This is a genomic window from Caulobacter sp. ErkDOM-C (assembly GCF_048541825.1).
Lineage (GTDB): Bacteria > Pseudomonadota > Alphaproteobacteria > Caulobacterales > Caulobacteraceae > Caulobacter.
Genome location: NZ_CP183332.1, coordinates 171663 through 195250, shown reverse-complemented (window position 1 = coordinate 195250; position 23588 = coordinate 171663). Strand labels below are relative to the sequence as shown.

The 23588-nt window shown below is 67.0% G+C and carries 25 protein-coding genes and 1 pseudogene; 12 read left to right on the top strand and 14 right to left on the bottom strand.

Annotated features, from left to right (window positions below; all coding sequences use genetic code 11):
- Window positions 1-54 precede the first annotated feature (54 nt).
- Genes ACN2C8_RS00900 through ACN2C8_RS00885 form a run of 4 tightly spaced genes read left to right on the top strand, consistent with a single transcriptional unit; the run spans window position 55 to window position 3835 of the window.
- Window positions 55-1248: a divergent polysaccharide deacetylase family protein gene (locus ACN2C8_RS00900; RefSeq protein ID WP_419253926.1), complete on the top strand. Its 1194-nt coding sequence runs from the start codon at window positions 55-57 to the stop codon at window positions 1246-1248.
- Window positions 1245-1730 carry an RNA pyrophosphohydrolase gene (locus tag ACN2C8_RS00895; RefSeq protein ID WP_419253924.1) on the top strand — a complete coding sequence of 162 codons (486 nt, stop codon included), beginning with the start codon at window positions 1245-1247 and terminating at the stop codon, window positions 1728-1730. Before ACN2C8_RS00900 ends, ACN2C8_RS00895 begins: the two co-directional genes overlap by 4 nt.
- 26 nt (window positions 1731-1756) lie before the next feature.
- Window positions 1757-3031: an alpha/beta hydrolase gene (locus ACN2C8_RS00890; protein WP_419253922.1), complete on the top strand. Its 1275-nt coding sequence runs from the start codon at window positions 1757-1759 to the stop codon at window positions 3029-3031.
- A 54-nt stretch (window positions 3032-3085) separates the two neighbouring features.
- On the top strand, window positions 3086-3835 hold the full coding sequence (locus tag ACN2C8_RS00885; RefSeq protein ID WP_419253920.1) for an alpha/beta fold hydrolase: 750 nt from the start codon (window positions 3086-3088) through the stop codon (window positions 3833-3835).
- Here the strand turns inward: ACN2C8_RS00885 and sugE are convergent, their stop codons facing one another.
- The 11 genes from sugE to ACN2C8_RS00830 form a co-directional block, all read right to left on the bottom strand.
- A complete protein-coding gene (gene sugE / locus ACN2C8_RS00880; protein ID WP_419253918.1) occupies window positions 3836-4159 on the bottom strand; it encodes a quaternary ammonium compound efflux SMR transporter SugE in 324 nt (107 codons plus the stop codon).
- A gap of 120 nt (window positions 4160-4279) precedes the next feature.
- The gene (locus ACN2C8_RS00875) at window positions 4280-4990 is read right to left on the bottom strand and encodes a hypothetical protein (RefSeq protein WP_419253916.1); all 711 of its coding nucleotides are present in this window, start codon (window positions 4988-4990) and stop codon (window positions 4280-4282) included.
- A 204-nt stretch (window positions 4991-5194) separates the two neighbouring features.
- The gene (locus ACN2C8_RS00870; protein ID WP_419253914.1) at window positions 5195-5455 is read right to left on the bottom strand and encodes an ATP synthase F1 subunit epsilon; all 261 of its coding nucleotides are present in this window, start codon (window positions 5453-5455) and stop codon (window positions 5195-5197) included.
- The gene (locus ACN2C8_RS00865; protein WP_419253912.1) at window positions 5455-5709 is read right to left on the bottom strand and encodes a hypothetical protein; all 255 of its coding nucleotides are present in this window, start codon (window positions 5707-5709) and stop codon (window positions 5455-5457) included. The genes ACN2C8_RS00870 and ACN2C8_RS00865 overlap by 1 nt, the downstream gene beginning before the upstream one ends.
- A complete protein-coding gene (gene atpD / locus ACN2C8_RS00860) occupies window positions 5709-7319 on the bottom strand; it encodes a F0F1 ATP synthase subunit beta (RefSeq protein ID WP_419253910.1) in 1611 nt (536 codons plus the stop codon). Before atpD ends, ACN2C8_RS00865 begins: the two co-directional genes overlap by 1 nt.
- Window positions 7320-7375: 56 nt before the next feature.
- Window positions 7376-8257 (bottom strand): F0F1 ATP synthase subunit gamma, encoded by an 882-nt coding sequence (locus ACN2C8_RS00855; protein ID WP_419253908.1) that lies wholly within the window; start codon window positions 8255-8257, stop codon window positions 7376-7378.
- A gap of 33 nt (window positions 8258-8290) precedes the next feature.
- Window positions 8291-9823 carry a F0F1 ATP synthase subunit alpha gene (gene atpA / locus ACN2C8_RS00850; protein WP_419253906.1) on the bottom strand — a complete coding sequence of 511 codons (1533 nt, stop codon included), beginning with the start codon at window positions 9821-9823 and terminating at the stop codon, window positions 8291-8293.
- A gap of 51 nt (window positions 9824-9874) precedes the next feature.
- Entirely contained in the window at window positions 9875-10429 is a 555-nt protein-coding gene (locus ACN2C8_RS00845; protein WP_419253904.1) for a F0F1 ATP synthase subunit delta, read from the bottom strand.
- Between the two features lie 179 nt (window positions 10430-10608).
- Window positions 10609-10860, bottom strand: coding sequence for a hypothetical protein (locus tag ACN2C8_RS00840; RefSeq protein WP_419253902.1), 252 nt, complete (start codon window positions 10858-10860; stop codon window positions 10609-10611).
- Window positions 10861-11000: 140 nt separating this feature from the next.
- Window positions 11001-11318: a CC_3452 family protein gene (locus tag ACN2C8_RS00835; protein ID WP_419253900.1), complete on the bottom strand. Its 318-nt coding sequence runs from the start codon at window positions 11316-11318 to the stop codon at window positions 11001-11003.
- A 270-nt stretch (window positions 11319-11588) separates the two neighbouring features.
- The gene (locus tag ACN2C8_RS00830) at window positions 11589-12014 is read right to left on the bottom strand and encodes a hypothetical protein (protein WP_419253898.1); all 426 of its coding nucleotides are present in this window, start codon (window positions 12012-12014) and stop codon (window positions 11589-11591) included.
- 133 nt (window positions 12015-12147) lie between these two features.
- On the opposite strand from ACN2C8_RS00830, the gene ACN2C8_RS00825 reads away from it, so the two are divergent.
- Both ACN2C8_RS00825 and ACN2C8_RS00820 read left to right on the top strand, forming a co-directional pair.
- The gene (locus ACN2C8_RS00825; RefSeq protein WP_419253896.1) at window positions 12148-13449 is read left to right on the top strand and encodes an acyl-CoA dehydrogenase family protein; all 1302 of its coding nucleotides are present in this window, start codon (window positions 12148-12150) and stop codon (window positions 13447-13449) included.
- 81 nt (window positions 13450-13530) lie between these two features.
- Window positions 13531-14163 carry a LemA family protein gene (locus ACN2C8_RS00820; RefSeq protein ID WP_419253894.1) on the top strand — a complete coding sequence of 211 codons (633 nt, stop codon included), beginning with the start codon at window positions 13531-13533 and terminating at the stop codon, window positions 14161-14163.
- Between the two features lie 46 nt (window positions 14164-14209).
- Here ACN2C8_RS00820 and ACN2C8_RS00815 read toward each other — a convergent pair.
- Window positions 14210-14291, bottom strand: a pseudogene (locus tag ACN2C8_RS00815) (hypothetical protein); the annotation flags it as partial.
- Window positions 14292-14311: 20 nt separating this feature from the next.
- Between ACN2C8_RS00815 and ACN2C8_RS00810 the strand changes: the two are divergent.
- The 5 genes from ACN2C8_RS00810 to ACN2C8_RS00790 all read left to right on the top strand — a co-directional run bounded on the left by ACN2C8_RS00810 (window position 14312) and on the right by ACN2C8_RS00790 (window position 17579).
- Window positions 14312-15103 carry a TPM domain-containing protein gene (locus ACN2C8_RS00810; protein WP_419255766.1) on the top strand — a complete coding sequence of 264 codons (792 nt, stop codon included), beginning with the start codon at window positions 14312-14314 and terminating at the stop codon, window positions 15101-15103.
- Complete coding sequence (locus ACN2C8_RS00805) at window positions 15103-15801, top strand: TPM domain-containing protein (RefSeq protein ID WP_419253892.1); 699 nt, start codon at window positions 15103-15105, stop codon at window positions 15799-15801. The genes ACN2C8_RS00810 and ACN2C8_RS00805 overlap by 1 nt, the downstream gene beginning before the upstream one ends.
- A 4-nt stretch (window positions 15802-15805) precedes the next feature.
- The gene (locus tag ACN2C8_RS00800) at window positions 15806-16618 is read left to right on the top strand and encodes a CPBP family intramembrane glutamic endopeptidase (protein ID WP_419253890.1); all 813 of its coding nucleotides are present in this window, start codon (window positions 15806-15808) and stop codon (window positions 16616-16618) included.
- Window positions 16619-16630: 12 nt separating this feature from the next.
- Window positions 16631-17062: a DUF1330 domain-containing protein gene (locus tag ACN2C8_RS00795; RefSeq protein ID WP_419253889.1), complete on the top strand. Its 432-nt coding sequence runs from the start codon at window positions 16631-16633 to the stop codon at window positions 17060-17062.
- Window positions 17063-17153: 91 nt separating this feature from the next.
- Entirely contained in the window at window positions 17154-17579 is a 426-nt protein-coding gene (locus ACN2C8_RS00790; protein WP_419253887.1) for a YybH family protein, read from the top strand.
- Window positions 17580-17692: 113 nt separating this feature from the next.
- On the opposite strand, the gene ACN2C8_RS00785 is transcribed toward ACN2C8_RS00790, so the two are convergent.
- Together ACN2C8_RS00785 and ACN2C8_RS00780 are read right to left on the bottom strand one after the other, a co-directional pair.
- Window positions 17693-19438, bottom strand: a complete 1746-nt coding sequence (locus tag ACN2C8_RS00785; RefSeq protein WP_419253885.1) for an N-acyl-D-amino-acid deacylase family protein — start codon at window positions 19436-19438, stop codon at window positions 17693-17695.
- A gap of 137 nt (window positions 19439-19575) precedes the next feature.
- Window positions 19576-21957, bottom strand: coding sequence for a TonB-dependent receptor (locus ACN2C8_RS00780; protein ID WP_419253884.1), 2382 nt, complete (start codon window positions 21955-21957; stop codon window positions 19576-19578).
- A gap of 364 nt (window positions 21958-22321) precedes the next feature.
- Here ACN2C8_RS00780 and ACN2C8_RS00775 point away from each other — a divergent pair, with 364 nt between their 5' ends.
- Window positions 22322-23509, top strand: a complete 1188-nt coding sequence (locus ACN2C8_RS00775; protein ID WP_419253882.1) for an acetyl-CoA C-acyltransferase — start codon at window positions 22322-22324, stop codon at window positions 23507-23509.
- Window positions 23510-23588 lie beyond the last annotated feature (79 nt).

Genomic DNA, 23588 nt, shown 5'->3' with positions numbered 1-23588 from the left:
GCCGCAGCGCTTTGTTAACCATAAATTTGAAGCTTGCCGGCTAGGGTCCCGTCCATGGCCGCCATGTTCTCCCGCAAGCCCGCCTATGCCGCCTCGCCCCCCCCGCCCGAGGCGAGCGGTGACCTGCGCGCTCGCCTGATGGCGGCTGTGTCCAATCCCTATATCGCCGCCAGCGGCGCGGCCTGCCTGTTCATGGTCACCCTGGCGGGCCTGGTGCTGGTCACCGGCGATCCCAAGGCCGGCGCGCCGATCATCCGGGTCGAGCTGACCAAGATCGGGGCCACCAAGAATGCCCCTGAAGGCTGGAAAGAGGCGCTCGCCGACGAGGGCGAGCACGAGGCCCCCTTCAAGCCCGACACCTTCGACCTTTCGGCCAAGCCCATTGTCGACAGCCCGGTCGAGGCCTCGATCTCGTTCCCAGGCGAGACGGCTCCCGGCGAAGAAGCCCCCGGCATGGTGCACGCCGCCGGCGGAGCCCTGCCCCAGGCCCCGATCGCGGGCCTGACGGTTCCAGGTCCCGGCGGCGCGCCGCTGCCGATCATCGCCGCCAATGGCCGCTCCGCCGCAGAGGCCTATGCCCGTCCGTTCACCGCCACGGGCCGCCCCAAGGTGTCGGTCGTCATCGGCGGCCTGGGCCTGAACCCGCAGACCACCCGCGCGGCCATCGAGACCCTGCCGCCCGAAGTCACCCTGTCCTTCGCGCCCTATGCCGAAGGCCTGCAGGGCTGGATCGACCTGGCCCGCGCCAACGGCCACGAGGTGCTGCTGGAAACCCCGATGGAGCCGGCCGACTATCCGGCCAATGATCCGGGTCCCTATACCCTGATCGCCGGCAACCGGCCGGAAGACACCGTGCGCAAGCTGGAATGGCTGATGTCGCGCGCCACCGGCTATTTCGGCCTCAGCAACTATCTGGGCGCACGGTTCATCGACTCCGACGCGGCCATGAACACCTTCAACACGGCCCTCAAGGCCCGCGGCCTGGCCTTTGTCGATGACGGCCTGGCCGCGCGGCGCGGCGGATCGATCCCGCGCGCTTCCGCCGATCGGGTGATCGATGATGAGCTGTCGGCTTCCGCCATCGACGCCCAGCTGCGCGCCCTGGAGACCGGGGCCAGCGCCCGGGGCCAGTCCATGGGTTCGGGCTTCGCCTATCCGGTGACGATCAACCAGGTGCGGACCTGGGCCAACGGCCTGTCGGCGCGGGGGATACAACTGGCCCCGGCCTCGGCGCTCACCCGTCGATGAGCCAGGACCCTCTGGCCCACCACCGGCCCAATGTGGGCGTGGTGCTGTTCCATCCCGACGGCCGCGTCTGGTTGGGCCGTCGCAACCAGCAACCACCGCCCCATAACTGGCAGTTCCCACAGGGGGGTGTCGACGACGGCGAAGACCTGCTCGACGCCGCCAAACGCGAGCTGGCCGAGGAAACCGGCGTGGTTTCCGCGACCCTGCTGGGGCGCACCGAAGGCTGGATCGCCTATGACTTCCCGCCCGAACTGGTCGGCTCCAAACGCGCGCGCGGCTGGGCGGGCCAGAAACAGGTGTGGTTCGCCTTCCGGTTCATCGGTGAAGAGACGGAAATCGACCTCGAAGCCCATGGCGAGGTCGAGTTCGACGCCTGGATGTGGGGAAAGCTCGACGAAACCCCCGAACTGATCGTACCCTTCAAGCGCGGGGTCTACGAACACGTGGTCGCTGCTTTCGGAAAATTCGTGGCGAGCGACTGATCGCTCCCACAGGGAGTGCGATCGGCATGGCCAAGACCGTCCTGATGATTCATGGCTATGGCTGCGCGGGCAGCTGCTGGGGTCCCGCCGCCGAACGCCTGACCGCCGAGGGCTACAGGGTCGAGGCGCCCACCATCCGCGCCGACCAGCGCAAGGTCGCCGCGCCGGGCGCGGGCCTGGCGGGTCTCAGCCTGGCCGACTATGTCGCCGACATGAGCGCCCTGGCCGCCGCCCTGGCCAAGCAGGACGGTGAAGCGCCGATCGTGTTCGGACATTCGATGGGCGGCCTGATCGCCCAGAAGCTGGCCGAGGCCGGCCTGGTCTCCGGCGCCGTGCTGTTCTCGCCCGCCTCTCCCGCCGATGCGCGGGGCAAGCCCAAGCTGTCGCCGGTGTTCGCCTTCCTCAACGCCGTGCTGATGTCCAAGCCCGAGACCCGGACGGTCAAGCAGTGGAAGACCGGCTTCAAGCTGTGCGTGATGAACGCCGTGCCGGCCAGCCGGCATGACACCCTGTACGCCAGGATGGTCTACGACTCGGGCCGCGTGCTGGCCAATCTGGCCTGGCCGGACAAGGATCCCAACAAGACCGCCCATGTCGATGTCGACAAGATCACGGTTCCCATCCTGGTGGTGGCCGGCGCCCTGGACCGCACCACGCCTGTCGATGACATGCGCCTGGTGGGCCAGAAATATTCCGCCGTCGGCGGCGACTATGTCGAATATCCCAACAACGCCCACTGGCTGATCGACGAGCCGGGCACGGACGTCATCCTGGGCGATGTGATCGGCTGGCTGAAGACCAAGGCTCTGACCGTCGCGCCAGCCAAGGCCGCACCGGCTGCGGTCAAGCCCGTAGCGGTCGCCGAGGCCCCGCCGGTGAAGGCCGCAGCGCCCACGCCTGCCCCCAAGGCGGCCAAGCCTGCTGTCGCACCGAAAGCCGCGGCGCCCAAAGCGGCGCCCGTGAAGGCGGCTCCGAAAGCCGCCGCCGTCGCCAAGGCGACCCCGGTCAAGGCCACGGCAAAGCCGGCCCCGGCCGCCAAGGTCGTCGAAGCCAAGCCGGCCGTTAAGGCCGCCGCCAAGGCGAAAGCTCCGGCCAAGGCCGCGCCCGTCGCCGCACCTAAGCCCGCTCCGGCGGCCAAGGTGACAGCTGCGAAAGCCGCTGCGCCGAAGGCTCCGGCCAAGGCGGCTGTGACCAAGGCGCCGCCGGCAAAGGCGGCCGCACCTGCGAAGGTCGCGCCGAAGACGGCTGCCAAGCCGGCTGCGACAACGAAGCCCGCCAAATCTTCGCCTAAGCCCAAATAGAGCGTGTAAGCTCGCGCCGTCGGCTGCTTCGCCGACGGCGTTCGAAAGGCGCCCATGCCCGCACCGGTCATCATGGTCCACGGCGCCTTCTGCGGCGGCTGGACATTCGACAGCTTTCGTCAGCCTTTCGAGGCCGCCGGTCACGCGGTGCTGACGCCCGACCTTCTGGGACATGACGGCAAGGTTTCGGTCGCCGGCCGCTCGATGACCGACTACGCCAAACAGATCGCCGAACTGTGCGCCACCTGCGAGGAGCCTCCGATCCTGATCGGCCACTCGATGGGCGGCCTGGTCGCCCAGATGGCGGCGGCGCGGGCCAAGGTCTCGCGCCTGATCCTGCTGGCTCCCTCGCCGCCCTGGGGCGTGCCGGGCGCCAGCCTGGAGGAAGCGGTCTCGGCCGTCAGCCTCTATGCCCTGGGCCCCTACTGGCTACAGGCCGTCGATCCCGACTACAGCGTCGTGGAACGCTACAGCCTGGACCGGATGGAGCGCGCCGATCGCAAGGCCCTGTATGCCCGCATGACGCCCGAAAGCGGTCGCGCTCTGTGGGAGACCCTCAACTGGTGGCTGGATCCGTTCATGACCACCAGCGCCACGCCCTCGGGCGCGCCGACCCTGGCCATCGCCGGCGGCAAGGATGTCATCCATCCCACGGCTACCGTCCGCCAGACCGCCGCACGGCTGAACGGATCGGTCGAGGTGTTCGCCCAGATGAGCCACTGGCTGCCAGGCGAACCGGGCTGGGAAGCCGTCGCGGAGCGCTGCCTGGACTTCATCATCGCCGAGGGGCGCGCGGCGGCCTAATCAGGCCGGCGGCGAGAACAGCTTCAGCCCCAGGATTCCCGCCACGATCAGGCCCAGGCAGACCAGCCGCGCCGCCGTGGCCGGCTCCTTGAAGACCAAGATGCCGACAATGGCCGTGCCGACCGCGCCGATGCCGGTCCATACAGCATAGGCCGTGCCCAGGGGCAGGGTCTTCACCGCCCAGCCCAGCAGGCCCATCGACAGCACCAGGCTGATCGCCGTCAGGACCGTGGGGACGGGCCGGGTGAAGCCCTCGGTGAATTTCAGGCCTACGGCCCAGCCGATCTCGAACAGACCCGCGATGAAAAGGATGATCCAGGCCATGACCTGCTCCACTTTTTTGAGCGGGGCCGTCCCCGGAAACAGCAAAAGGCGCGGAGCCGTCCCCGCGCCTTCCGTTGATATGAGACAGCATGGCGGGAGGGCAAGCCTCCCGCTCCGGCCTTAGCGGCTGGTGGTGCTGTACAGGACCTGAGCCTGTTCGAAGGTCTTGCCCACGGGCGAACCGTCGGTCTTCTTCAGGCGCATATAGACCAGACCGGCGTGACCGCCGGCCCAGTTGTCATCCCAGGACACCGTGAAGCGACGGAAGTCGCTGCTGACCACCTGATCGTTGCGGATCAGGCGCAACTGCGGGCTGTTTTCCCAGGTGGCCCAGTCATGCAGGGCGCTGGCCAGAGCCTGGGCCTGAACGTCACCCAAGGCGTACTGGATGGTGATGGTGCAGACGTTCTTGTTGGAACCCGGGTTGTCGAGCACGATCTGGAAGGGCTTGCCCAAATCCAGGACCCACTGTTCCTTCTTCTTCTTAAGACCGGCCGCCTTGACCAGGGCCTGGAAGTCGCCGCCGACCACGGCGGGCTTGCAGATACGATCCAGCACGCTGAGCAGCTGCAGCGAGACGGGGTCGGTGGTGGGCGGCGGACGGACCGGTTCGACATAGGTGTCGGCCGGAACCGTGCCGGCGGCCGGAGCCGGGACAACGGGAACGGCGGCCGGATCGACGGGCGCGGCCGGAGCAGCGGGAGCCGGTTCCGGCGTCTGGGCCGGAGCCGCAGCAGGCGCTGCGGCGGGAGCCGGAGCGGTTTGCTCCTGGGCGACGGCGGCGGTCGAAACCACACCGAGGGCGATCAGGCTGGCGAGCGCGAGGCGCATTATCGAGATATCCCCATCAGGCTAGAGATCGGCATTAAAGCCGACAGACGGTCCCTCGCAACCCTTATGGCGACAGATTGCGACGGAGATTGGGCCACAAGTGTAATTTCCTGCGTCGATACGTCGCGCAGGTTCCCCCCAGACGCGAAAACGCCTCCGCCCTGGGCAGGACGGAGGCGTTTCTTCGAATCAGTCTGGAGCCGATCAGGCCGCTTCGACAGCGTGCTCGGCCAGGATCGTCAGGCCGTCCGGCCCCACGTCGGCGAAACCGCCCTGGATGTCGAACAGCTTGGTGCTCGCGCCGTCCTTCACGGTGACGCGGCCTTCGCGCAGCGTCGTCATGAACGGGGCGTGGCCGGCCAAGACGCCGAAGTCGCCTTCGGTTCCCGGGGCCTGGACCAGATCGACCTCGCCCGAGAACAGTTCGCGTTCCGGGGCGACGAGCGAGAAGTGCAGCTTGGCCATTATTCCACGATCTCCACGTCGCCGAGGGCCGCCTCGACGTCTTCGTCGGTCTGGATCTCTGTGCCGCAGAACGGGCAGAAGCGAATGGTGGCCAGCACGACGCCGGTCTCGCCCTCTTCTTCCCGCTCTCCGAGATTGAGCAGAATCAGGCCGCTGTCATGCTGGACAAGCGCGTCGGCCGGGTCCGAAGAGACCGCGTCCTCAAGCTCTTCGCAGCAGAAGCCAACCAGGTCGTTGTCCTGTTCGTCGGTCATCAGGCTTCGCTCGCCAGCTTCTCAGCCTTGGCCACGGCTTCTTCGATCGTACCGACCATGTAGAAGGCGGCTTCCGGCAGGTGGTCGTATTCACCGTCGACGATGCCCTTGAATGAGCGGATCGTGTCCTTCAGCGCCACGAAGGCGCCGGGGGTGTTGGTGAACTGCTCGGCCACGTGGAAGGGCTGGCTGAGGAAGCGCTGGATCTTGCGGGCGCGGGCGACCGTCAGCTTGTCCTCTTCCGACAGCTCGTCCATGCCCAGGATGGCGATGATGTCCTTCAGCGACTTGTACTGCTGAAGCACTTCCTGGACCGAACGGGCCACGTTGTAGTGCTCTTCGCCGATGACCAGCGGGTCCATGATCCGCGAGGTCGAGTCCAGCGGATCGACGGCGGGGAAGATGGCCTGGGCGGCGATGTCGCGCGACAGAACGGTGGTGGCGTCCAGGTGGGCGAACGAAGCGGCGGGCGCCGGGTCGGTCAGGTCGTCGGCGGGCACGTAGATGGCCTGGACCGAGGTGATCGAACCCTTGTTGGTCGAGGTGATGCGCTCCTGCAGGTTACCCATCTCGGTGGCCAGGGTGGGCTGATAGCCCACGGCCGAGGGGATGCGGCCCAGCAGAGCCGACACTTCGGCGCCGGCCTGGGTGAAGCGGAAGATGTTGTCGACGAACAGCAGCACGTCCTTGCCTTCTTCATCGCGGAAATATTCAGCGATGGAGAGGCCGGTCAGGGCCACACGGGCGCGGGCGCCGGGGGGTTCGTTCATCTGGCCGTAAACGAGGGCGCAGCGGCTGCCTTCGGTCGAGCCATTGATCTTCGGGTCCACATTGACGTTGGACTCGATCATCTCGTGATAGAGGTCGTTGCCTTCGCGGGTGCGTTCGCCCACGCCGGCCAGAACCGAATAACCGCCGTATGCCTTGGCGATGTTGTTGATCAGTTCCTGCATGGTCACGGTCTTGCCGACGCCGGCGCCGCCAAACAGGCCGATCTTGCCGCCCTTGGTGTAGGGGCACATCAGGTCGATGACCTTGATGCCCGTAACCAGCACTTCAGCGGTGTTGGTTTGCTCGGCGAACGACGGCGCTTCGCGGTGGATCGAGCGGAAGATGTCCGACTTGATCGGGCCCTGCTCGTCAATCGGCTCGCCGATGACGTTCATGATGCGGCCCAGAGTGCCGGGGCCGACCGGAACGCGGATGGCTTCGCCGGTGTCGCGCACGGCCTGGCCGCGAACGAGGCCTTCGGTGGCGTCCATGGCTATGGCGCGGACAGTGTTCTGGCCCAGGTGCTGGGCGACTTCGAACACCAGGCGCTGGCCGGTCGCGATGTTGATCGTTTCCAGGGCGTTGAGGATCGCCGGCAGTTCGCCGGTGAACTCGACGTCGACGACGGCGCCGATGACCTGCACCAGCTTGCCGGTGGCGGCGCCGATGGTGGCCGGAGCAGCCTGGGTCGACTTCGGCGCTGCGGCCTTGGGGGCGGCAGGCTTCTTGACGGCCGGAGCCTTGGGGGCGACAGCGGGGGTCGCGGCGGCGGCGGGCTTCTTCACGGCGGCCGGCTTTTCAGCGGCGGCGGCGGGAGCCTTAACGGGGGTCTTGGCCATGGCGTGCGGGTCTTTCGTGCGTGCTCGTGCGTGCGTTTTTTACGTTAGGCTTTTGATCAGACGGCTTCGGCGCCGGAGATGATCTCGATCAGCTCCTTGGTGATCTGGGCCTGGCGGGAACGGTTATATTCGAGGGTGTAGCGCTTGATCATGTCGCCGGCGTTGCGCGTGGCGTTGTCCATCGCCGTCATCTGGCTGGCATAGAAGCCGGCCATGTTGTCGAGCAAGGCCGACAGGATCTGGACCGTCAGGTTGCGCGGCAGCAGGGTCTCGAGGATGGCCTCTTCCGAGGGCTCATACTCATAAACGGCCGAGACGCCTGTCGCTGGAGCAGCGGCAGCGCCGTCGACAACCGCCGGGATCAGCTGCAGCGCGGTCGGGGTCTGGATGACCACCGACTTGAAACGGCTGTAGAACAGCGTGACCACGTCGATATCGCCGGCCTCATAGAGGCGCGTGACGACGTCAGCGATCGGCTGGGCCACCGACAGGGTGAACTGGCGATAGGCCGACAGATCGAAATTCTCGACGATGCGATCGGCATACAGCCGGCGCAGCTGCACGGTCGACTTCTTGCCGACGCAGACGATCTTCACGTCCTTGCCCTGGGCGATCAGCCGGTCGATGTGCAGGCGCGCGGCCCGCACGATCGACGAGGTAAAGCCACCGGCCAGACCGCGATCGGCCGCCGCGACGATCACCAGGTGGCGATCATCGCGACCGGTGCCGGTCAGCAGGGCCGGAGCCCCGTCGCCCGACACGCCGGCCGCCAGGTTGGCGATCACGGCCGCCAGACGCCGGGCGTAGGGACGGGCCGATTCAGCCGCGTCCTGGCTCCGGCGCAGCTTGGCTGCCGCCACCATCTGCATCGCTTTCGTGATCTTTTGCGTCGCTTTGACGCTCGAGATCCGATTGCGCATTTCCTTCAAGCTGGCCATTCGGCGCGACTCTCTCCGAGCGTTCCGAGGGGCTTAGGCGAAGGTCGACGAGAAGCTGTCGAGCGCGCTTTTCAGCGTGTTCTCCAGATCCTTGTCGAGGGCCTTCTTGGTGCGGATGCCGTCCAGCAGATCCTTGTGCTGGCTGTGCAGCCGCGCCAGGAACTCGGCCTCAAAACGACGAACCGACGAGGTCGGAATGGCGTCCAGATAGCCGCGCGTGCCGGCATAGATCACGCAGACCTGCTCTTCGACGGACTGCGGCGAATACTGCGGCTGCTTGAGCAGCTCGGTCAGACGCTCGCCGCGGGCCAGCATCTTCTGGGTCGAGGCGTCGAGGTCCGAACCGAACTTCGCAAAGGCGGCCATTTCGCGATACTGGGCCAGTTCGCCCTTAATCGCGCCGGCGACCTGCTTCATCGCCTTGATCTGAGCCGACGAGCCGACGCGCGACACCGAGATGCCGACGTTCACGGCGGGGCGGATGCCCTGATAGAACAGGTCGGTTTCCAGGAAGATCTGGCCGTCGGTGATCGAGATCACGTTGGTCGGGATATAGGCCGAGACGTCGTTGGCCTGGGTTTCGATGATCGGCAGAGCCGTCAGTGAGCCCGAACCGTTTTCTTCGTTCAGCTTGGCGGCGCGTTCCAGCAAGCGGGAGTGCAGGTAGAACACGTCGCCCGGATAGGCTTCGCGGCCCGGCGGGCGGCGCAGCAGCAGGGACATCTGGCGGTAGGCGACGGCTTGCTTGGAAAGGTCATCATAGATGATCAGGCCGTGCAGGCCGTTGTCGCGGAACCACTCGCCCATGGCGCAACCCGAGAACGGGGCCAAGTACTGCAGCGGGGCCGGCTCGGAAGCCGAGGCGACGACGACGATGGTGTATTCCAGGGCGCCGTGCTCTTCGAGCGTCTTGACGATCTGGGCGACGGTCGAACGCTTCTGGCCGATGGCGACATAGACGCAATAGAGCTTGGCGCTCTCGTCGGTGCCGGCGTTGGCGGCCTTCTGGTTCAGGATGGTGTCGATGGCGACGGCGGTCTTGCCGGTCTGACGGTCACCGATGATCAGTTCGCGCTGGCCGCGGCCGACGGGGATCAGGGTGTCGATCGACTTCAGGCCGGTCTGCACGGGCTCGTGCACCGACTTGCGGGGGATGATGCCCGGGGCCTTGACGTCGACGCGGCGACGCTCGGTCGAAACGATCGGGCCCTTGCCGTCGATCGGCTCGCCCAGCGGGTTGACGACGCGGCCCAGCAGGCCACGGCCGACCGGAACGTCGACGATCTCGCCGAGGCGACGGACTTCGTCGCCTTCCTTGATGGCCTGGTCCTGACCGAAGATCACGCAACCGACGTTGTCGCGCTCGAGGTTCAGGGCCATGCCCTTCACGCCGGCCTTCGGGAACTCGACCATTTCGCCGGCCTGGACGTTGTCCAGACCATAGATACGGGCGATGCCGTCACCGACGGACAGCACCTGGCCGACGTCGGAAACAGCGGCATCTTCGCCGAAATTGGCGATCTGCGACTTGAGGATGGCCGAAATCTCGGCGGCGCGGATGTCCATGGCTGTCTTGGGCTCTCTGCGATTTTTGTCTTTTGACGCGCTTATAAGGCTTTAGGCGCGCTTGAGGGCGAATTTCAGGGAATCGAGCTTCGAACGGAGCGAAGCATCGAACAGGCGGGAGCCGACGCGCACCTTGAGGCCACCCAGAAGGGCGGCGTCGATGCGGGTCGAAAGTTCGGGGGTCTTGCCCAGCGCCGAAGCCAGGGCGGCTTGCACGCCCTTAAGCTGGGCGGCGGTCAGTTCAGTGGCCGAGGTGACCTCGGCCGAGACGACGCCGCGATGCTTGGCCGACATTTCGGCGAAGGCCGTGATCGCGCCCATCAGGTCGCCGGCGCGGCCATTGGTGGCCACCAGGCCGATGAACTTGCTGGTCAGGGGCTGGAAGCCCGCCTTCTTGGCGATGGCGGCCAGGCCCTTGGCCTTGTCTTCAGACGAGAATGCGGGCGAGGCGACAAGGCGGCGCAGGTCGGCGCTGTCGGCATACATCGCCTTCAACGACTTCAGGTCGGCCTCGACCTTGGTCAGTTGATTGCCTTCGATCGTCAGTTCGAACAGGGACTGCGCATAGCGCTGACCCGCATCCGTCGCCTTGGTTTCGTCCGCCACTTGGTATCCGCCCGGTGCGTTGCAATGGCCGCGGACAAGAAGATTAACCCTTGTCCCGGCTTAAAGGCTTGAGCGCGCTTGGAAAAAGCACTTGGTGAGCCGGTGCTGATGCGCCGGCTCGTCTGAAGCCGCGCGCCTGATAACACGGGCTTTTCGCAGTCGCAACCAAACCGGCGCGATCAGACCCCGACGCGGCGAAACACCGCCGAGGCGGCGGCGGCGAGGGTTCCGTTACGGCGCCGCACTTCGCCCTGCGCGAACACCAGGCTGCGGGTCGACCGTTCCACCCAGGCGCGCACCGCCAGGTCGTCGCCAGGCTCTTCCTCGGGGCCGTCCGGGCCGTAGTCGACGGTCAGGGACGATGGACGGGTTTCAGCCCCGGCGATATCGCGCAGGGCGGCTTCCAGCTGGGCGGCGAGGGTCGTGCTCATGGACGTTCAACTACGCAGGATCGGCGAAAAGAAAAAGGGCGGCGGGACAAGCCCGCCGCCCTATCAGGCAAATGCTCGAGGAAACAGCCAGACAGGGCGACGATCGCCCCAACGCGTCCGGGTACTAAAACAGAGGTGGCTCAGGCGGCCTTGGCCGAGGCGTTGCAGCGCGCCAGGTCTTCGGCGTCCAGCGACTTGGTCTCGCCGCCAAAGGCCGAAACGCGGCCGACTTCCTTGACCAGGGTCTTGCAGGACGCGGCCGTGATGGCGCGCGAGGGGGCCGAGGTCGCGACGCACTCAGCGCCGTCACAGACGAACACCGCGCCGCCGGCGACGATCTTCGACTTGGCGGCGACCGGGGCTTCCAGAGCGGCGGCGACGCGGCCATCGGCCAAGGCGGCGCCAGCAAACATGGAAACGGACAGGGCGGCGACAGCCGCAAGGGTACGGAGCTTCATAAGGGCCCTCCAACGTTCAGGGGAGTTGTGTGAAAATCGATGATCGGCGAAAAGCGTACTGGTCGTTCAGGCTTTGGGAACGCAAGCATCGGTATCCCCACCGACGCGACAAAGCTGAACTAAGCACTGCTAAGATATCAGTGATAAGCGATTGCGCAAGCAGTATTTGATTCGCATGAGCAATTTGTAATGAAGCCCGGCGGTTTTCAGAATCGACCAGCGCGCCCGTTCGGGAGGGCGGCGCCGGTCTCTTCCGGATTGGCGGCCGGGCTACAGGCCCAGGATTGAGTCGATCCGGCTTTCGGCCTTGGCGTGGATCTGCCGCTCTTCCACCATGCCCTCGAGCCGCGAATAGCGCCCGTTCTTGCCGGCCTTGCGACGCAGCTGGTCGGCGGTCAGGAGGACTGGCGAGACGGCCGGGTCCGAGAAGCTGCCCATGAGGGCCGACAGCGTGGCGCCGATAAAGGCCGCCGCGACGGGTCCGGCCGCACCGGTGACGCCCTCGCCGAACACGGCCTCAAGGCGGGCGATCAGCAATTCGCGGTTGGGCTGGTCGTCAAGCATGCCAATCAGCATCAGCACGCCGCCCTCGATGGCGACGGCCAGCACCACAGCCACCAGCACGCCCAGCAGTCGGGGCCGGACGAAAAGTCCGAGCGCCGCGCCGATGATCGCTGCTGTGGCGATGGTGAACATGCGACCAGCCTAGCGGGGGTTGGTCAAAAGCCCGTTAAGAACGCCGATATTCCCAAGCGGCAGGCTTGGCTGCAACCCGACGCCGCGCATACTCGCCCGCAAGACAAAGAAAACACTGCAGGGAGGCTAGGCCATGGACTTCACCCTACCGCCGGAACTGACCGCCTATCTGGTCGTGCTCGACAGGTTCATCGCCGACGAGATCGCGCCCTTGCAGGCCCGCGATGACAACGAGCGCTTCTTCGACCACCGCCGCGAATGGGCCCGCACCGACTGGGACGGCGGCGGCCTGCCCCGCCACGAGTGGGAGGAGCTGCTGGCCAAGGCCCGCAAGCTGGCCGACGCCGCCGGCCACTATCGCTTCGCCCTGCCCCGTGAGTTTGGCGGCCAGGACGGCTCCAACCTGTGGATGGCGGTGATCCGCGAGCATCTGGCCAGCAAGGGCCTGGGCCTGTTCAACGACCTACAGAACGAGCACTCGATCGTCGGCAACAATCCCTTCGTGCTGATGATCCGCGATTTTGGCCGGCCCGATCAGCAGCACCTGATCACCGACATGCTGGACAAGGCGGCCTTTCGTCCGACCTTCGGCCTGACAGAGCCCGAGCATGGCTCTGACGCCACCTTCATGGAGACCCGCGCGGTGCGCGAGGTTCACAAGGGCGAGGCCGGCTGGCGGATCAATGGCGAGAAGATGTGGACCACCGGCATGCACGCCGCCACCCACTGCTGCCTGTTCGCCCGCACCTCCGGCGAGGACGGCGAGGCCAAGGGGATCACCGCCTTCCTGGTGCCCGCCCATGCCCCCGGCGTGAAGATCGAGGAGTATCTCTGGACCTTCAACATGCCCACCGACCACCCCCGGGTCAGCTTCACCCAGGTGTGGGTCCCCGACAGCGCGATGTTCGGGCCCGAGGGCGGCGGCCTGGCCCTGGCCCAGCACTTCGTGCACGAGAACCGCATCCGCCAAGCGGCTTCAAGCCTGGGCGCGGCGACCTTCTGCATAGAAGAGAGCGTCAAGTATGCCCGCGTCCGCAAACCCTTCGGCAAGCCCCTGGCCGAGAACCAGGCCATCCAGTTCCCGCTGGTGGAACTGGCCAGCACCGCCGAGATGCTGCGCCTGCTGATCCGCAAGACCGCCTGGGAGATGGACCAGATGACCAAGCCGGAGGTGGAAAAGCGCCTCTCCGACAAGGTCTCGATGTGTAATTACCAGGCCAACCGCCTGGTCTGCGAGGCCGCCGACCGGGCCATGCAGGTTCACGGGGGATTGGGCTATTCGCGCCACAAGCCGTTCGAACACATCTATCGCCACCACCGCCGCTACCGGATCACTGAAGGGTCCGAGGAGATCCAGATCCGCAAGGTGGCGGCCTGGCTGTTCGGCTATCTGGGCCCCCGACGCAAAACCTTCGCGGAAATGGAGAAGGTTTAATCCCGGCCGACCTGACGCGGGTCGCGGGACGCGCTATCTAACGACGGTATGCGAGCCGTGATGCTCGTATTGGAGGGCTGAATGAACCGTTTCGCCAAATCTTTCTCGCGCCTGGCGCTGGTCGCCGCGCTCGCCGCCGGCCTGGCCGGCTGCGGGGTCAACACCATCCCCACCCAGGACGAGGCCACCAAGACGGCCTGGGCCGAGGTGCAGAACCAGTATCAGCGCCGCGCCGACCTGGTGCCTAACCTCGTGGCCACCGTGAAGGGCTACGCGGCCCAGGAAAAGGGCGTGCTGGTCGAGGTCACCGAGGCCCGCGCCAGCGCCACGCAAGTGAAGGTCGACGCCTCGACCATCACCGACCCGGCCACCTTCGAAAAATACGCCGCCGCCCAGGACAAGCTGTCGGGCGTGCTGGGCCGGCTGATGATGATTCAGGAAAACTACCCCGACCTGAAGTCGAACCAGAACTTCATGGCTCTGCAAAGCCAGCTGGAAGGCACGGAAAACCGCATCACCATCGCCCGGCGCGACTACAACCAGACGGCCCAGAAATACAACACGACGCTGCGGACCTTCCCCAGCATCATCTGGGCCAAGACGATGTATTCGAGCCAGAAACCGGCCGTGCTGTTCCAGGCTACAGCTGCGGCGCAGTCGGCCCCGACCGTCAGCTTCGACGCGGCCCCGCCGGCCTCGGCTCCGGCCCAGTAGGTTGAAGACGACCAGCCCTGTCATCCCGGAAGCCTCGCAGAGGCTATCCGGGACCCAGGGGCCGGCGCACAGCGCTCGCCCCTGGGTCCCGGCGCTCCGCGCTCCGCGCTCCGGCCGGGATGACAAGAAGGGGTTTGGCGCGCTGGTGATCACGACCTTTGCCGCGCTCTGTCTCGCCCTCGCCCTCCCCGCGTTTGCCGCGCCGAAGTTCCCGCCCCTGTCGGGCCGGGTGGTCGACGAGGCCAATATCCTCTCGCCCCAGGTCGAGGCCGACCTGACGGGCAAGCTGAAATCCCTCGAAGACTCCACCGGCCGTCAGCTGGTGGTGGCAACGGTCCCGACCCTGCAGGGCTACGAGATCGAGGACTATGGCTACCAGCTGGGCCGCAGCTGGGGCCTGGGCGCCAAGGACCGGGATGACGGCGTCATCCTGCTGGTCGCCCCCACCGAGAAGAAGGTGCGCATCGAGGTCGGCTATGGCCTGGAGCCGGTGCTGACCGACGCCCTGTCCAGCGTCATCATCCAGTCGGCCGTCCTGCCGAAATTCAAGGCCGGCGACCTGGAGGGCGGCGTCCTGGCCGGCGCCGACGCGCTGGTCAATCAACTGGCCTTGCCCGAGGACGAGGCCAAGGCCAAGGCGGCCCAGGCCTTCACGGTGCAGGAAGCCAAGAAGGGCGGCGACGTCCCGCTGATCTTTCTGATCTTAATCGGCATGGTCGCGATCCCCCTGATGGTGCGGGTGATCGCCGCGCTGATGCGGGCGCTATTCGGCGGGCGAAGAGGTCGCAGCGGCCTGGGCAGGGCCCTCGGGTTTATCATTCTCGATAGCCTCTTCAACAGCGGCATATCCGTGGGCGGGGGCGGTCGCGGCGGCGGCGGGGGCGGTTTCAGTGGCGGCGGCGGCTCGTTCGGCGGCGGCGGATCCTCGGGGAGCTGGTGATGATCAAGATTTCAAACGCCGACCAGGCCCGGATCGCCGAGGCCGTGGCCCGGGCCGAGACCACCACCTCGGGCGAGATCTATTGCGTGCTGGCCCCCGAGGTCTCGACCGATGGCGAGACGCCCCTGATCTGGGCGGCGGCCATCGCCCTGCTGCTGCCGGTCCTGGCGCTGCTGGCCGGCTTGCGTCCCGCCATGCTGACCGCCCTGTTCGGCGGCTGGACCATCGGCCATGCCGGCGCTGTCGACGGCGCGATCCTGTCGGCCCTGATCACCTATAGCGGTCTGCAGGCGGCGGTGTTTGTCGTCGCGGCCCTGGTGGTGTCGATCCCGCCGATCCGCCGCGCCCTGACGCCCCGAAGCCTCAAGGTCGCACAGGTGCGTCGCGCGGCCCTGGACCTGTTCCTGGCCAAGGACCTTCACCGCACCCGCGACCGCACCGGGGTGCTGATCTTCGCCGCCCTGGCCGAGCATCGGGTCGAGGTCATCGCCGACGAGGGCATCTATGCCGCCGCGCCGCACGCGGTCTGGGACGAGGTGGTCGCCGACGTGGTGGCCGGCATGAAGCGCGGCAAAGTCGCCGACGGCTTCGTCGCGGCGGTGACCCGCACCGGCGCGATCCTCGCCCAGCACATGCCGCCGCGTGCCGGCGACACCAATGAGCTTCCCGACGGCCTGACCGTCGTGCCCAAGGGCTGACGCTGTGACCGGGGAAGCCAGCCGCCGGGAGTTCCGACGCGTCTGGCTCTTCCTGGGCTTGGTCTTCCTGATCAGTTGGGGCGTCGGCGGCCTCTACCTTTTTTTCCCCGCGCCCTTGACCGCCGCCTTCGGTCCCTTCGCCTATGGGTCTGCGGCCTATCTTCTGGCCGCGTGCTCGCCGACGCTGGTCGCTGTGGGACTGACCCTGGCCTACGAAGGACCGGCCGGCCTGGCGCGACTTGGCCGGCGGTTGCTGCAGGCGACGCCGCTCTGGGCCGTGGCCCTGGCGTTCCTGGCCCTGCCGACCATCGCCCTGGGCCTCAGCCTGCTGACCCCGTGGTTCGGCGCCTGGTCGGTGCGCCCCGCCGACGTGCTGATCGCCACGCCGCTGATCCTGTTCACCACCGCACAGATCCTCACCAATTCCGGCCCGCTGGGCGAGGAGCTGGGCTGGCGGGGCTATGCCCTGCCCCGGCTGCTGGACCGCTGGCCGCCCCTGATGGCGGGCGGCGCATTGGGCATCATCTGGACGATCTGGCACATCCCGGCCTTTCTGTTTTCGGGCATCGTCGCCACACCGCTATCGGATCTGGGCTGGTACGCGCTGGGCACGGTCGCCCTGTCGCTGCTGATGACCTGGCTGTTTCTGCGGACGCGGGGCAGCGTGCTGATCGCCGGGATCATCCCGCATTTCGTGATCAATGGCCTGGGCGCGGTCGGCGCCTGGCGGACAAGGCCCGCCGAAGCCATCGCCTTAGCCCTGCTGGCCATGGCGCTTTTCGTCGTTTGGCCGCCAAATAGGCGCGAGCAACACTAGGGAGGACACGCCATGTCCAGCATCGATCCAACCCGCGAGCAGTTCGACGCCTTCAAGGGCCTGCCGCGCGACACGCCGATCCAGATGCTGAACCTGGTGCGGCTTAAGGCCATGGCCGACTATGCGGTCGATCATCCCGAGCACGGCAAGGGCCGGTCGGGCCTTGAGGCCTACCGCGCCTATGGCCGCGAGACCGCCGCGCTGTTTGCGAAACTGGGCGGCCGGCAGATCTGGGCGGGCAAGCCGGAACTGGTCCTGACCGGCCCGGCCGACGAGCGCTGGGACCTGGCCTTCATCGCCGAGTATCCCAATGCCGGGGCCTTCTTCGCCATGGTCACCGACCCGGACTATCGCGAGTGGGTCAAGCACCGGCAGGCGGCCGTCCAGGACTCGCGGCTGATCCGGCTGGCGCCGATGACCCCGGGCGAGGGCTTCGGAGAATAGCAGATCAGCCGTCTCTGCTGACAGGATGCGGCGCCGCGTGCTGCTACCTCCGCCTGCGTCGCGCGTTCCCGCACGACGCCAGGAGTATCCGATGAGCCGGCAGACCGATTTCGATGCCTTCCTTACGCAGCGCCGCGCTGTAGCGCAGGCCTATGTCACCGGCGACGCGACGCCCCTGGGCGAAATTGCAGCTATCCGTTCGCCCGCGACATTCTTTCCGCCCGGCGGCGGTATCGAGGAAGGCGCGGCCCATGTGACGGCGATCAACGCCAAGGGCTCCAGCAACTTCGCCCCTGGCGGCGAGACCAATCTGGAGATCGTCCATAGCGGCGCCAGCGGCGACCTCGCCTATTGGACGGGTTTACAGCACGCCAGGGTCAGGATGGTCGGGCGCGACGAGCCGATGGATATGCACCTGCGGATCACCGAGATCTTTCGCCGGGAAGACGGCGGCTGGAAGATGATCCACCGCCACGCCGACCCGTTGGCCGAGGCCAAGCCGCCACCCGGCGCCTAGAGCCCTTTTTGCTCCATATGGAATGATAAGAAGCGCTCAAATAGGCTCCAATTCATGCACTTAGAGCGCGATCGCCACCGACACCGCCTGCACTTTCGGCAATCGCGCTCTAGCTACTCGGCCGCCAGGGCCATCGGCGCGGACTTGGCCCCGCGCACCAGCCGTCCCGGCAGGGCGCCGGTCGGCTCGCCGTCGCGATAGGTCAGGACACCGCCGACGAGGGTCGCCACATAGCCGTGGGCCTTCTGGGTCAGCCGCCGACCGCCGGCCGGCAGGTCGTAGGCGACGCGCGGCGCCTCCAGGCTCAGGGCCTCATAGTCGATGACATTGAGATCGGCCCGATAACCCGGTGCGATCAGGCCGCGATCCATCAGCCCGACCGTCATGGCGGTGTCGCGGGTCTGCATCGCCACCATGGCCTCCAGCGCGATGCGCGGGCCGCGCGTGCGGTCGCGGGTCCAGTGGATCAGGTTGCTGGTCGGGAAGCTGCCATCGCAGATCATGCCCACATGCGCCCCGCCGTCCGACAGGCCCGGCACGGTATCCCTGTGGTTCAGCATGGCGAAGCTGGGGTCCAGCGAGCCGCCCGCATAGTTCAGGAAGGGGTGATAGAGCATGCCGCGCCCGTCGTTCTCGAGCATGGCGTCCAGCGCCACCTCGGCCGGATCGCGCCCTGAAGCGGCCGCCCGCGCGGCCACCGTCATCTCGGCGGTCGGCTCGTAGTCAGGAACAGCGCCCATCGGGAACAGATTGTCCCAGGCGCGCAGGGCGCTGCCGGCGAACGGGCCCTGCGGGTCGCCCTCCTCGGCCAATAGGCGGGCGCGGAATTCGGGATCCCGAAGGGCGGTCACGCGCTCGGCCAAGGGCAGCCTGGCGATCTCACCATAGACCGCGCTCTGGCTGAACGGATTTAGCGTCAGCTCCAGGCCAAACAGCACTCCCACCGGACGCCCGCAGACCTGGGCCTTCATCGGCAGACCCGCGTCGGCGGCGTCTTGCAGACCCGCCAGCATCAGTTTCCAGCCGTCCGGCGACTTGGGGCTCTGGACCAGCGAGAACGACAGCGGCCGGCCTGAGGCCTCGACGATCCGGCGGACCATGGCCAGCTCGGCCAGGCCGTCGGGGTGGAAGTCCGAGACCAGTTGCAGCACGCCCTTGCCGGCGGCGGCCAGGCCCAGGGCGATGCCGGTCAGCTCGTCCTCGCCCGCCGTCAGGGTCGGGGTGGGCTGGCCATCGCTGGTGCGGTGATTGAGGGTGCGCGAGGTGGAAAAGCCCAGGGCGCCGGCCTCGACGGCCCGTTTGGCGATGGCGGCCATGGCGGCGATGTCGGCGGGCGTCGCCGGCTCGCGATTGGCCCCGCGCTCACCCATCACGAACACCCGCAGCGCCGCGTGCGGCAGCTGGGCGCCGATATCGACGTCGAAGGCCCGCGCCTCCAGCGCGTCGAGATAGTCGGGAAAGCTCTCCCAGTTCCAGGGCAGGCCCTCGGTCAGGACGGGGAAGGGAATGTCCTCCACCCCCTCCATCAGGCGGATCAGCCGGTCGCGATCCTCCTGCCTGCAGGGCGCGAAGCCGACGCCGCAATTGCCCATCACCACCGTGGTGACGCCATGGCCCGAGCTGGGCGTCATGCGCGCGTCCCAGGTCGCCTGGCCGTCATAGTGGGTGTGGATGTCGACAAAGCCGGGGGTGACGATGCGGCCGCGCGCGTCGATCTCTTCTGCGCCCGCCGCCAGGTCCGGGCCGACGGCGACGATCACGCCATCCTTGACCGCAATGTCGGCGAAGACGGCCGGCGCGCCGGTCCCGTCGACAACCTGACCACCGCGCAGCACGAGATCATAAAGCCGACCCTGCATCCTGGCCTCCCGCCTCTATCTTTGGTGGCAAGCGTCCGTTGGGTGGCGGCCCTGGTCAAGGCTTCCGCCCCGGAAAGCAGAACGGGGCGACCAGTCTGGCCGCCCCGCACCACCCATCCCGTAAGGTCGAGGACGGACTAGAAGCTCCGTCGCACCGTCACGCCCATCGTGCGCGGCTGGCCGACCGTGTAGCCCAGACGCGCCCGGCCGCCGCGTTCGCGATCGAACGACAGCAGCGGGTTCTCGTCGAACACGTTGTTGGCGTAGGCGATGAGGTCGACGCCGTTGTCCATCTCCAGCCCGATGCTGAAATTGACGATCTCGTAGCTGGGCAGCTGCAGATTGACGAGCGTCGGCACGGTTCCGGTGGCCCCGCCGAACGCCAGGCGCGAGGTGAAGGAGCGCGGATTGTTCTCCTGGTCGCTGGCCTGGGTATAGCGGTTGCCGATGTGCTGCACCGAGGCGGTGACATAGGCTTCCATGCCCGAGCGGACGGTCCACGAATAGGTGGCGTCGGCCGAGATCTGGAACTTGGGCACCGACGGCAGGCGGTTGCCCTCGCGGATGCCGCCCAGCACTGCGCCCGTCCCGTCCTTCACGGTCGAGTCGAACTCGGCTTCCAGCAGGCTGCCCGAAATGCCGATGTCGAGGCCCGGCGCCAGACGCGCGGAGAACTCGGCCTCGATGCCCATGGTGTGGGCCTTGGGCACGTTGAACACCACGCGCGAAGAGCACGAGCCGGCGTCCAGGGTCGTCTGCAGGTTCTTGATGTCGGTATAGAAGACGGCGCTGTTGAAGCTGATCCCGCCGAAGCGCGACTTCACGCCGGCCTCGTAGTTCCAGAGCGTCTCGTCGTCATACGACTGGAAGCCGCCGAAGATCGCCTTGTCCTGTGGAGAGCAGAGCGGCAGGTTCAGCGGGTCGTTGACGCCGCCGAGCCGGAAGCCCTGGGCCGCCTGGGCGTTGAAGGTGACCGTGTCGCTGGCCTCATAGGCCACCAGAACCCGCGGCGTGAAGCCGTCGGACGCGGTCTTGTCGACCTGGTTGTCGCCGTTGGCGAACAGGCCGCCCGACTTGAACTGGCGGGTTTCCTCAAAATCATAGAACCGCCCGCCGGCCGTGACGGTCAGCTTGTCCAGCTTGTAGCTGGCTTCGCCGAACAGGGCCTTCTGCTTGATGTTGTAGGGCAAGGAGGCGTTGTAGGGCGAGTTGCGGGGGAAGCCGTTGGCCACCGCCGCCGAGGTGCCGGCGCCCAGGGTGGCGTCGGTGAAGGCGTCATAGCCGGGGGTTGGCAGGCGCTGGTTGTAGATGCGGTCGACCTCGGAATAGAAGCCGCCGAACACCCACTGGAACGGGCCATCGCCGGTCGAGCCCAGCCGCAGCTCCTGGGTGAACTGCTCGAGGTCCGTGGTGTCGACCAGCTTGGACGGCAGCAGCACGGCCGCCGACGGATAGCCCAGGTCCACCGAGACGCTGCCCGTCAGGGCGCTGGCGTCGCGGTCGATGTGGATCTTGCGATCGACATAGCTGGACACCGAGGTCAGCTCGACGGCGCCCAGGCCGATCGAGGCGGTCAGGTCGGTCAGCAGGGTGTCGTCAGCGAAGCTTTCATCCAGCAGCAGGTGCTGTTCGCGCTCGCCCAGGCGCACCGGCGTGCGGCTGGTGGTGTTGGGGTTGGCGAACAGGTTGAAGGCTTCCTGCCGGTTGAAGCCGTTGGCCCGGATTTCCTGATAGACCACCCGCGGCGTGATGCTGATGTTCTCGGTCGGTTGCAGCAGCACCGACACGCGGCCGCCGGTGCGGCTGCCGTCATTGACGTTCTTCTTGCGACCACCGCCCTCGGTGCGGGCGTCGATGAAGCCGGCATATTTGGTGTAGTAGCCCACCGCGCGCACGGCCACCTTGTCAGAGACCGGCAGGTTGATCGCGCCCTTTACATAGCCGCCGGCGTCGTCGCCATCGACCATGTTGGCATTGGCCTCGATCACGCCCTCGGTGACGCCGATCTTGGGCTGGTTGGTGATGTAGCGAATGGTGCCGCCCACCGAACCCGAGCCGAACAGCGTGCCCTGCGGGCCGCGCAGGGTTTCCACCCGGTTCAGGTCAAAAAGATCGACGTCGGGCGTGAACAGCGACAGCGAGATCACCGATTCGTCGAGATAGACCCCGACCTGTTCCTTGACGCCCGGCTGGTCGCGGACCACCTGGCCGGCCGAGACACCGCGTACCGAGACCTGGCTCTGGCCAGGGCCGAGGTTCTGGATCGTCAGGCTGGCGACATTGCGCGACAGGTCTTCCAGGGTGACCGCGCCGGAGCGCTGGATGTCCTGCTGGGTCTGGGCGTTGATCGAGAACGGCACATCCAGAATGGTCGAGTCGCGCTTGGTGGCGGTGACGATGATTTCCTCGACGGTGGAGTCCTGGGCCGCAGCCAGGGTGGGCAGGGCCACAAGGCCCGCCAGGGCGCTGGCGGCCAGCAGCGCATGGCGCGTGCGGGGGCGCCGGGTCGATAAGGTCATGTGTAGTCCTCCCAGGTGTTTTTCGCGGTCTCTGGGCCAGGCCCGGCCGCAACCTGAGGGTTCATGGTCAGGCCAATCAAAGTCAACGCCGATTCAGGACGTGCCCGGACAAGTCTCCCGCCGTGTGTCCCGGCTGGCGCACATCCGCAGCGTGGAGGCATGGACGGGGCACGGGAGGGTAAAATCAGGGTCAAGGATTGCGCGTCAAAGCGGAGACACCGGTGTCATGCCCCGTCCGAACGCGCAGGCCACCCGCGCCGTCCGCGCCAAAGCGGCTTTACGTGCGCGTGACCTTTCGCCAGCGGGATTCCGAGTCTAGGGTGGCCGCCAATTCAAACTAACGTTTAACGGGGAGAAGCGCCCAATGCGCGAAGCGGTCATCGTCTCTTACGCCCGCACCGGTCTGGCCAAGTCAGTCCGCGGTGGTTTCAACAACACGCATGGCGCGGCCATGGCCGGTCACGCCATCCAGCACGCCGTGTCGCGCGCCGGCCTCGACGGCGGCGAAGTGGAAGACGTGGCCCTGGGCTGCGGCGGTCCTGAAGGCGCCACCGGCATGAACGTGGCGCGCAACGCCGCCATGTGGGCCGGTCTGCCGGTCACCGTTTCGGGCCAGACCATCAATCGCTTCTGCTCGTCGGGCCTGCAGGCCATCGCCACGGCGGCCAACTATGTACGCAACGACGGCGCCAATGTCGCCATCGGCGGCGGCGTCGAGTCGATCTCGCTGGTCAATGCGGGCGGTCACATGAACCGCCACCACATCACCGAAGAAAAGCTGATGAAGAGCCATCCGGCCCTGTGGATGGCGATGATCGACACCGCCGACATCGTGGCCAAGCGCTATAATGTCAGCCGCGAGTACCAGGACGAATACGCCCTGCGCAGCCAGCAGCGCATCGCCGCCGCCCAGGCCGCCGGCCTGTTCGCCGACGAGATCGTGCCGATGGCCACCAAGATGAAGGTGGTCAACAAGGAAACCAAGGAAGAAAGCCTGGTCGACTACGTGGTCGACAAGGACGAGTGCAACCGCCCCGAAACCACGCTCGAAGGCCTCAACAGCCTCAAGCCGGTGATGGGCGAAGGCAAGTTCGTCACCGCCGGCAACGCCAGCCAGCTGTCGGACGGCGCCGCCGCCGTGGTGGTGATGGAAGCCGCCGAGGCCGCCCGTCGTGGCCTGACCCCGCTGGGCGCCTTCCGCGGCTTCGCCGTCGCCGGCTGCGAGCCCGACGAAATGGGCATCGGCCCCGTCTATGCCGTGCCGCGCCTGCTGGAACGCCACGGCCTGAAGGTCGATGACATCGACCTGTGGGAACTGAACGAAGCCTTCGCGTCGCAGTGCCTCTACAGCCGCGACAAGCTGGGCATCGATCCGGAGAAGTACAACGTCAACGGCGGCTCGATCGCCATCGGCCACCCCTTCGGCATGACCGGCGCCCGCTGCGCCGGCCACCTGCTGATGGAAGGCAAGCGTCGCGGCGCCAAGCTGGGCGTGGTGACCATGTGCATCGGCGGCGGCATGGGCGCGGCGGGTCTGTTCGAAATCTTCTAGCGTGAAATGAGCCCTCCCCCTTGATGGGGGAGGGTTGGGTGGGGGTGATAGGGCGCTTGCCGGCTGAACCGCCGCATCA

Excerpts from the sequence above, each read along its gene's own strand:
- ACN2C8_RS00900 (WP_419253926.1), top strand. The coding sequence starts at position 55 with ATGGCCGCCATGTTCTCCCGCAAGCCCGCCTATGCCGCCTCGCCCCCC.
- ACN2C8_RS00895 (WP_419253924.1), top strand. The coding sequence starts at position 1,245 with ATGAGCCAGGACCCTCTGGCCCACCACCGGCCCAATGTGGGCGTGGTG.
- ACN2C8_RS00890 (WP_419253922.1), top strand. The coding sequence starts at position 1,757 with ATGGCCAAGACCGTCCTGATGATTCATGGCTATGGCTGCGCGGGCAGC.
- ACN2C8_RS00885 (WP_419253920.1), top strand. The coding sequence starts at position 3,086 with ATGCCCGCACCGGTCATCATGGTCCACGGCGCCTTCTGCGGCGGCTGG.
- sugE (WP_419253918.1), bottom strand. The coding sequence starts at position 4,159 with ATGGCCTGGATCATCCTTTTCATCGCGGGTCTGTTCGAGATCGGCTGG.
- ACN2C8_RS00875 (WP_419253916.1), bottom strand. The coding sequence starts at position 4,990 with ATGCGCCTCGCGCTCGCCAGCCTGATCGCCCTCGGTGTGGTTTCGACC.
- ACN2C8_RS00870 (WP_419253914.1), bottom strand. The coding sequence starts at position 5,455 with ATGGCCAAGCTGCACTTCTCGCTCGTCGCCCCGGAACGCGAACTGTTC.
- ACN2C8_RS00865 (WP_419253912.1), bottom strand. The coding sequence starts at position 5,709 with ATGACCGACGAACAGGACAACGACCTGGTTGGCTTCTGCTGCGAAGAG.
- atpD (WP_419253910.1), bottom strand. The coding sequence starts at position 7,319 with ATGGCCAAGACCCCCGTTAAGGCTCCCGCCGCCGCCGCTGAAAAGCCG.
- ACN2C8_RS00855 (WP_419253908.1), bottom strand. The coding sequence starts at position 8,257 with ATGGCCAGCTTGAAGGAAATGCGCAATCGGATCTCGAGCGTCAAAGCG.
- atpA (WP_419253906.1), bottom strand. The coding sequence starts at position 9,823 with ATGGACATCCGCGCCGCCGAGATTTCGGCCATCCTCAAGTCGCAGATC.
- ACN2C8_RS00840 (WP_419253902.1), bottom strand. The coding sequence starts at position 10,860 with ATGAGCACGACCCTCGCCGCCCAGCTGGAAGCCGCCCTGCGCGATATC.
- ACN2C8_RS00835 (WP_419253900.1), bottom strand. The coding sequence starts at position 11,318 with ATGAAGCTCCGTACCCTTGCGGCTGTCGCCGCCCTGTCCGTTTCCATG.
- ACN2C8_RS00830 (WP_419253898.1), bottom strand. The coding sequence starts at position 12,014 with ATGTTCACCATCGCCACAGCAGCGATCATCGGCGCGGCGCTCGGACTT.
- ACN2C8_RS00825 (WP_419253896.1), top strand. The coding sequence starts at position 12,148 with ATGGACTTCACCCTACCGCCGGAACTGACCGCCTATCTGGTCGTGCTC.
- ACN2C8_RS00820 (WP_419253894.1), top strand. The coding sequence starts at position 13,531 with ATGAACCGTTTCGCCAAATCTTTCTCGCGCCTGGCGCTGGTCGCCGCG.
- ACN2C8_RS00805 (WP_419253892.1), top strand. The coding sequence starts at position 15,103 with ATGATCAAGATTTCAAACGCCGACCAGGCCCGGATCGCCGAGGCCGTG.
- ACN2C8_RS00795 (WP_419253889.1), top strand. The coding sequence starts at position 16,631 with ATGTCCAGCATCGATCCAACCCGCGAGCAGTTCGACGCCTTCAAGGGC.
- ACN2C8_RS00790 (WP_419253887.1), top strand. The coding sequence starts at position 17,154 with ATGAGCCGGCAGACCGATTTCGATGCCTTCCTTACGCAGCGCCGCGCT.
- ACN2C8_RS00785 (WP_419253885.1), bottom strand. The coding sequence starts at position 19,438 with ATGCAGGGTCGGCTTTATGATCTCGTGCTGCGCGGTGGTCAGGTTGTC.
- ACN2C8_RS00780 (WP_419253884.1), bottom strand. The coding sequence starts at position 21,957 with ATGACCTTATCGACCCGGCGCCCCCGCACGCGCCATGCGCTGCTGGCC.
- ACN2C8_RS00775 (WP_419253882.1), top strand. The coding sequence starts at position 22,322 with ATGCGCGAAGCGGTCATCGTCTCTTACGCCCGCACCGGTCTGGCCAAG.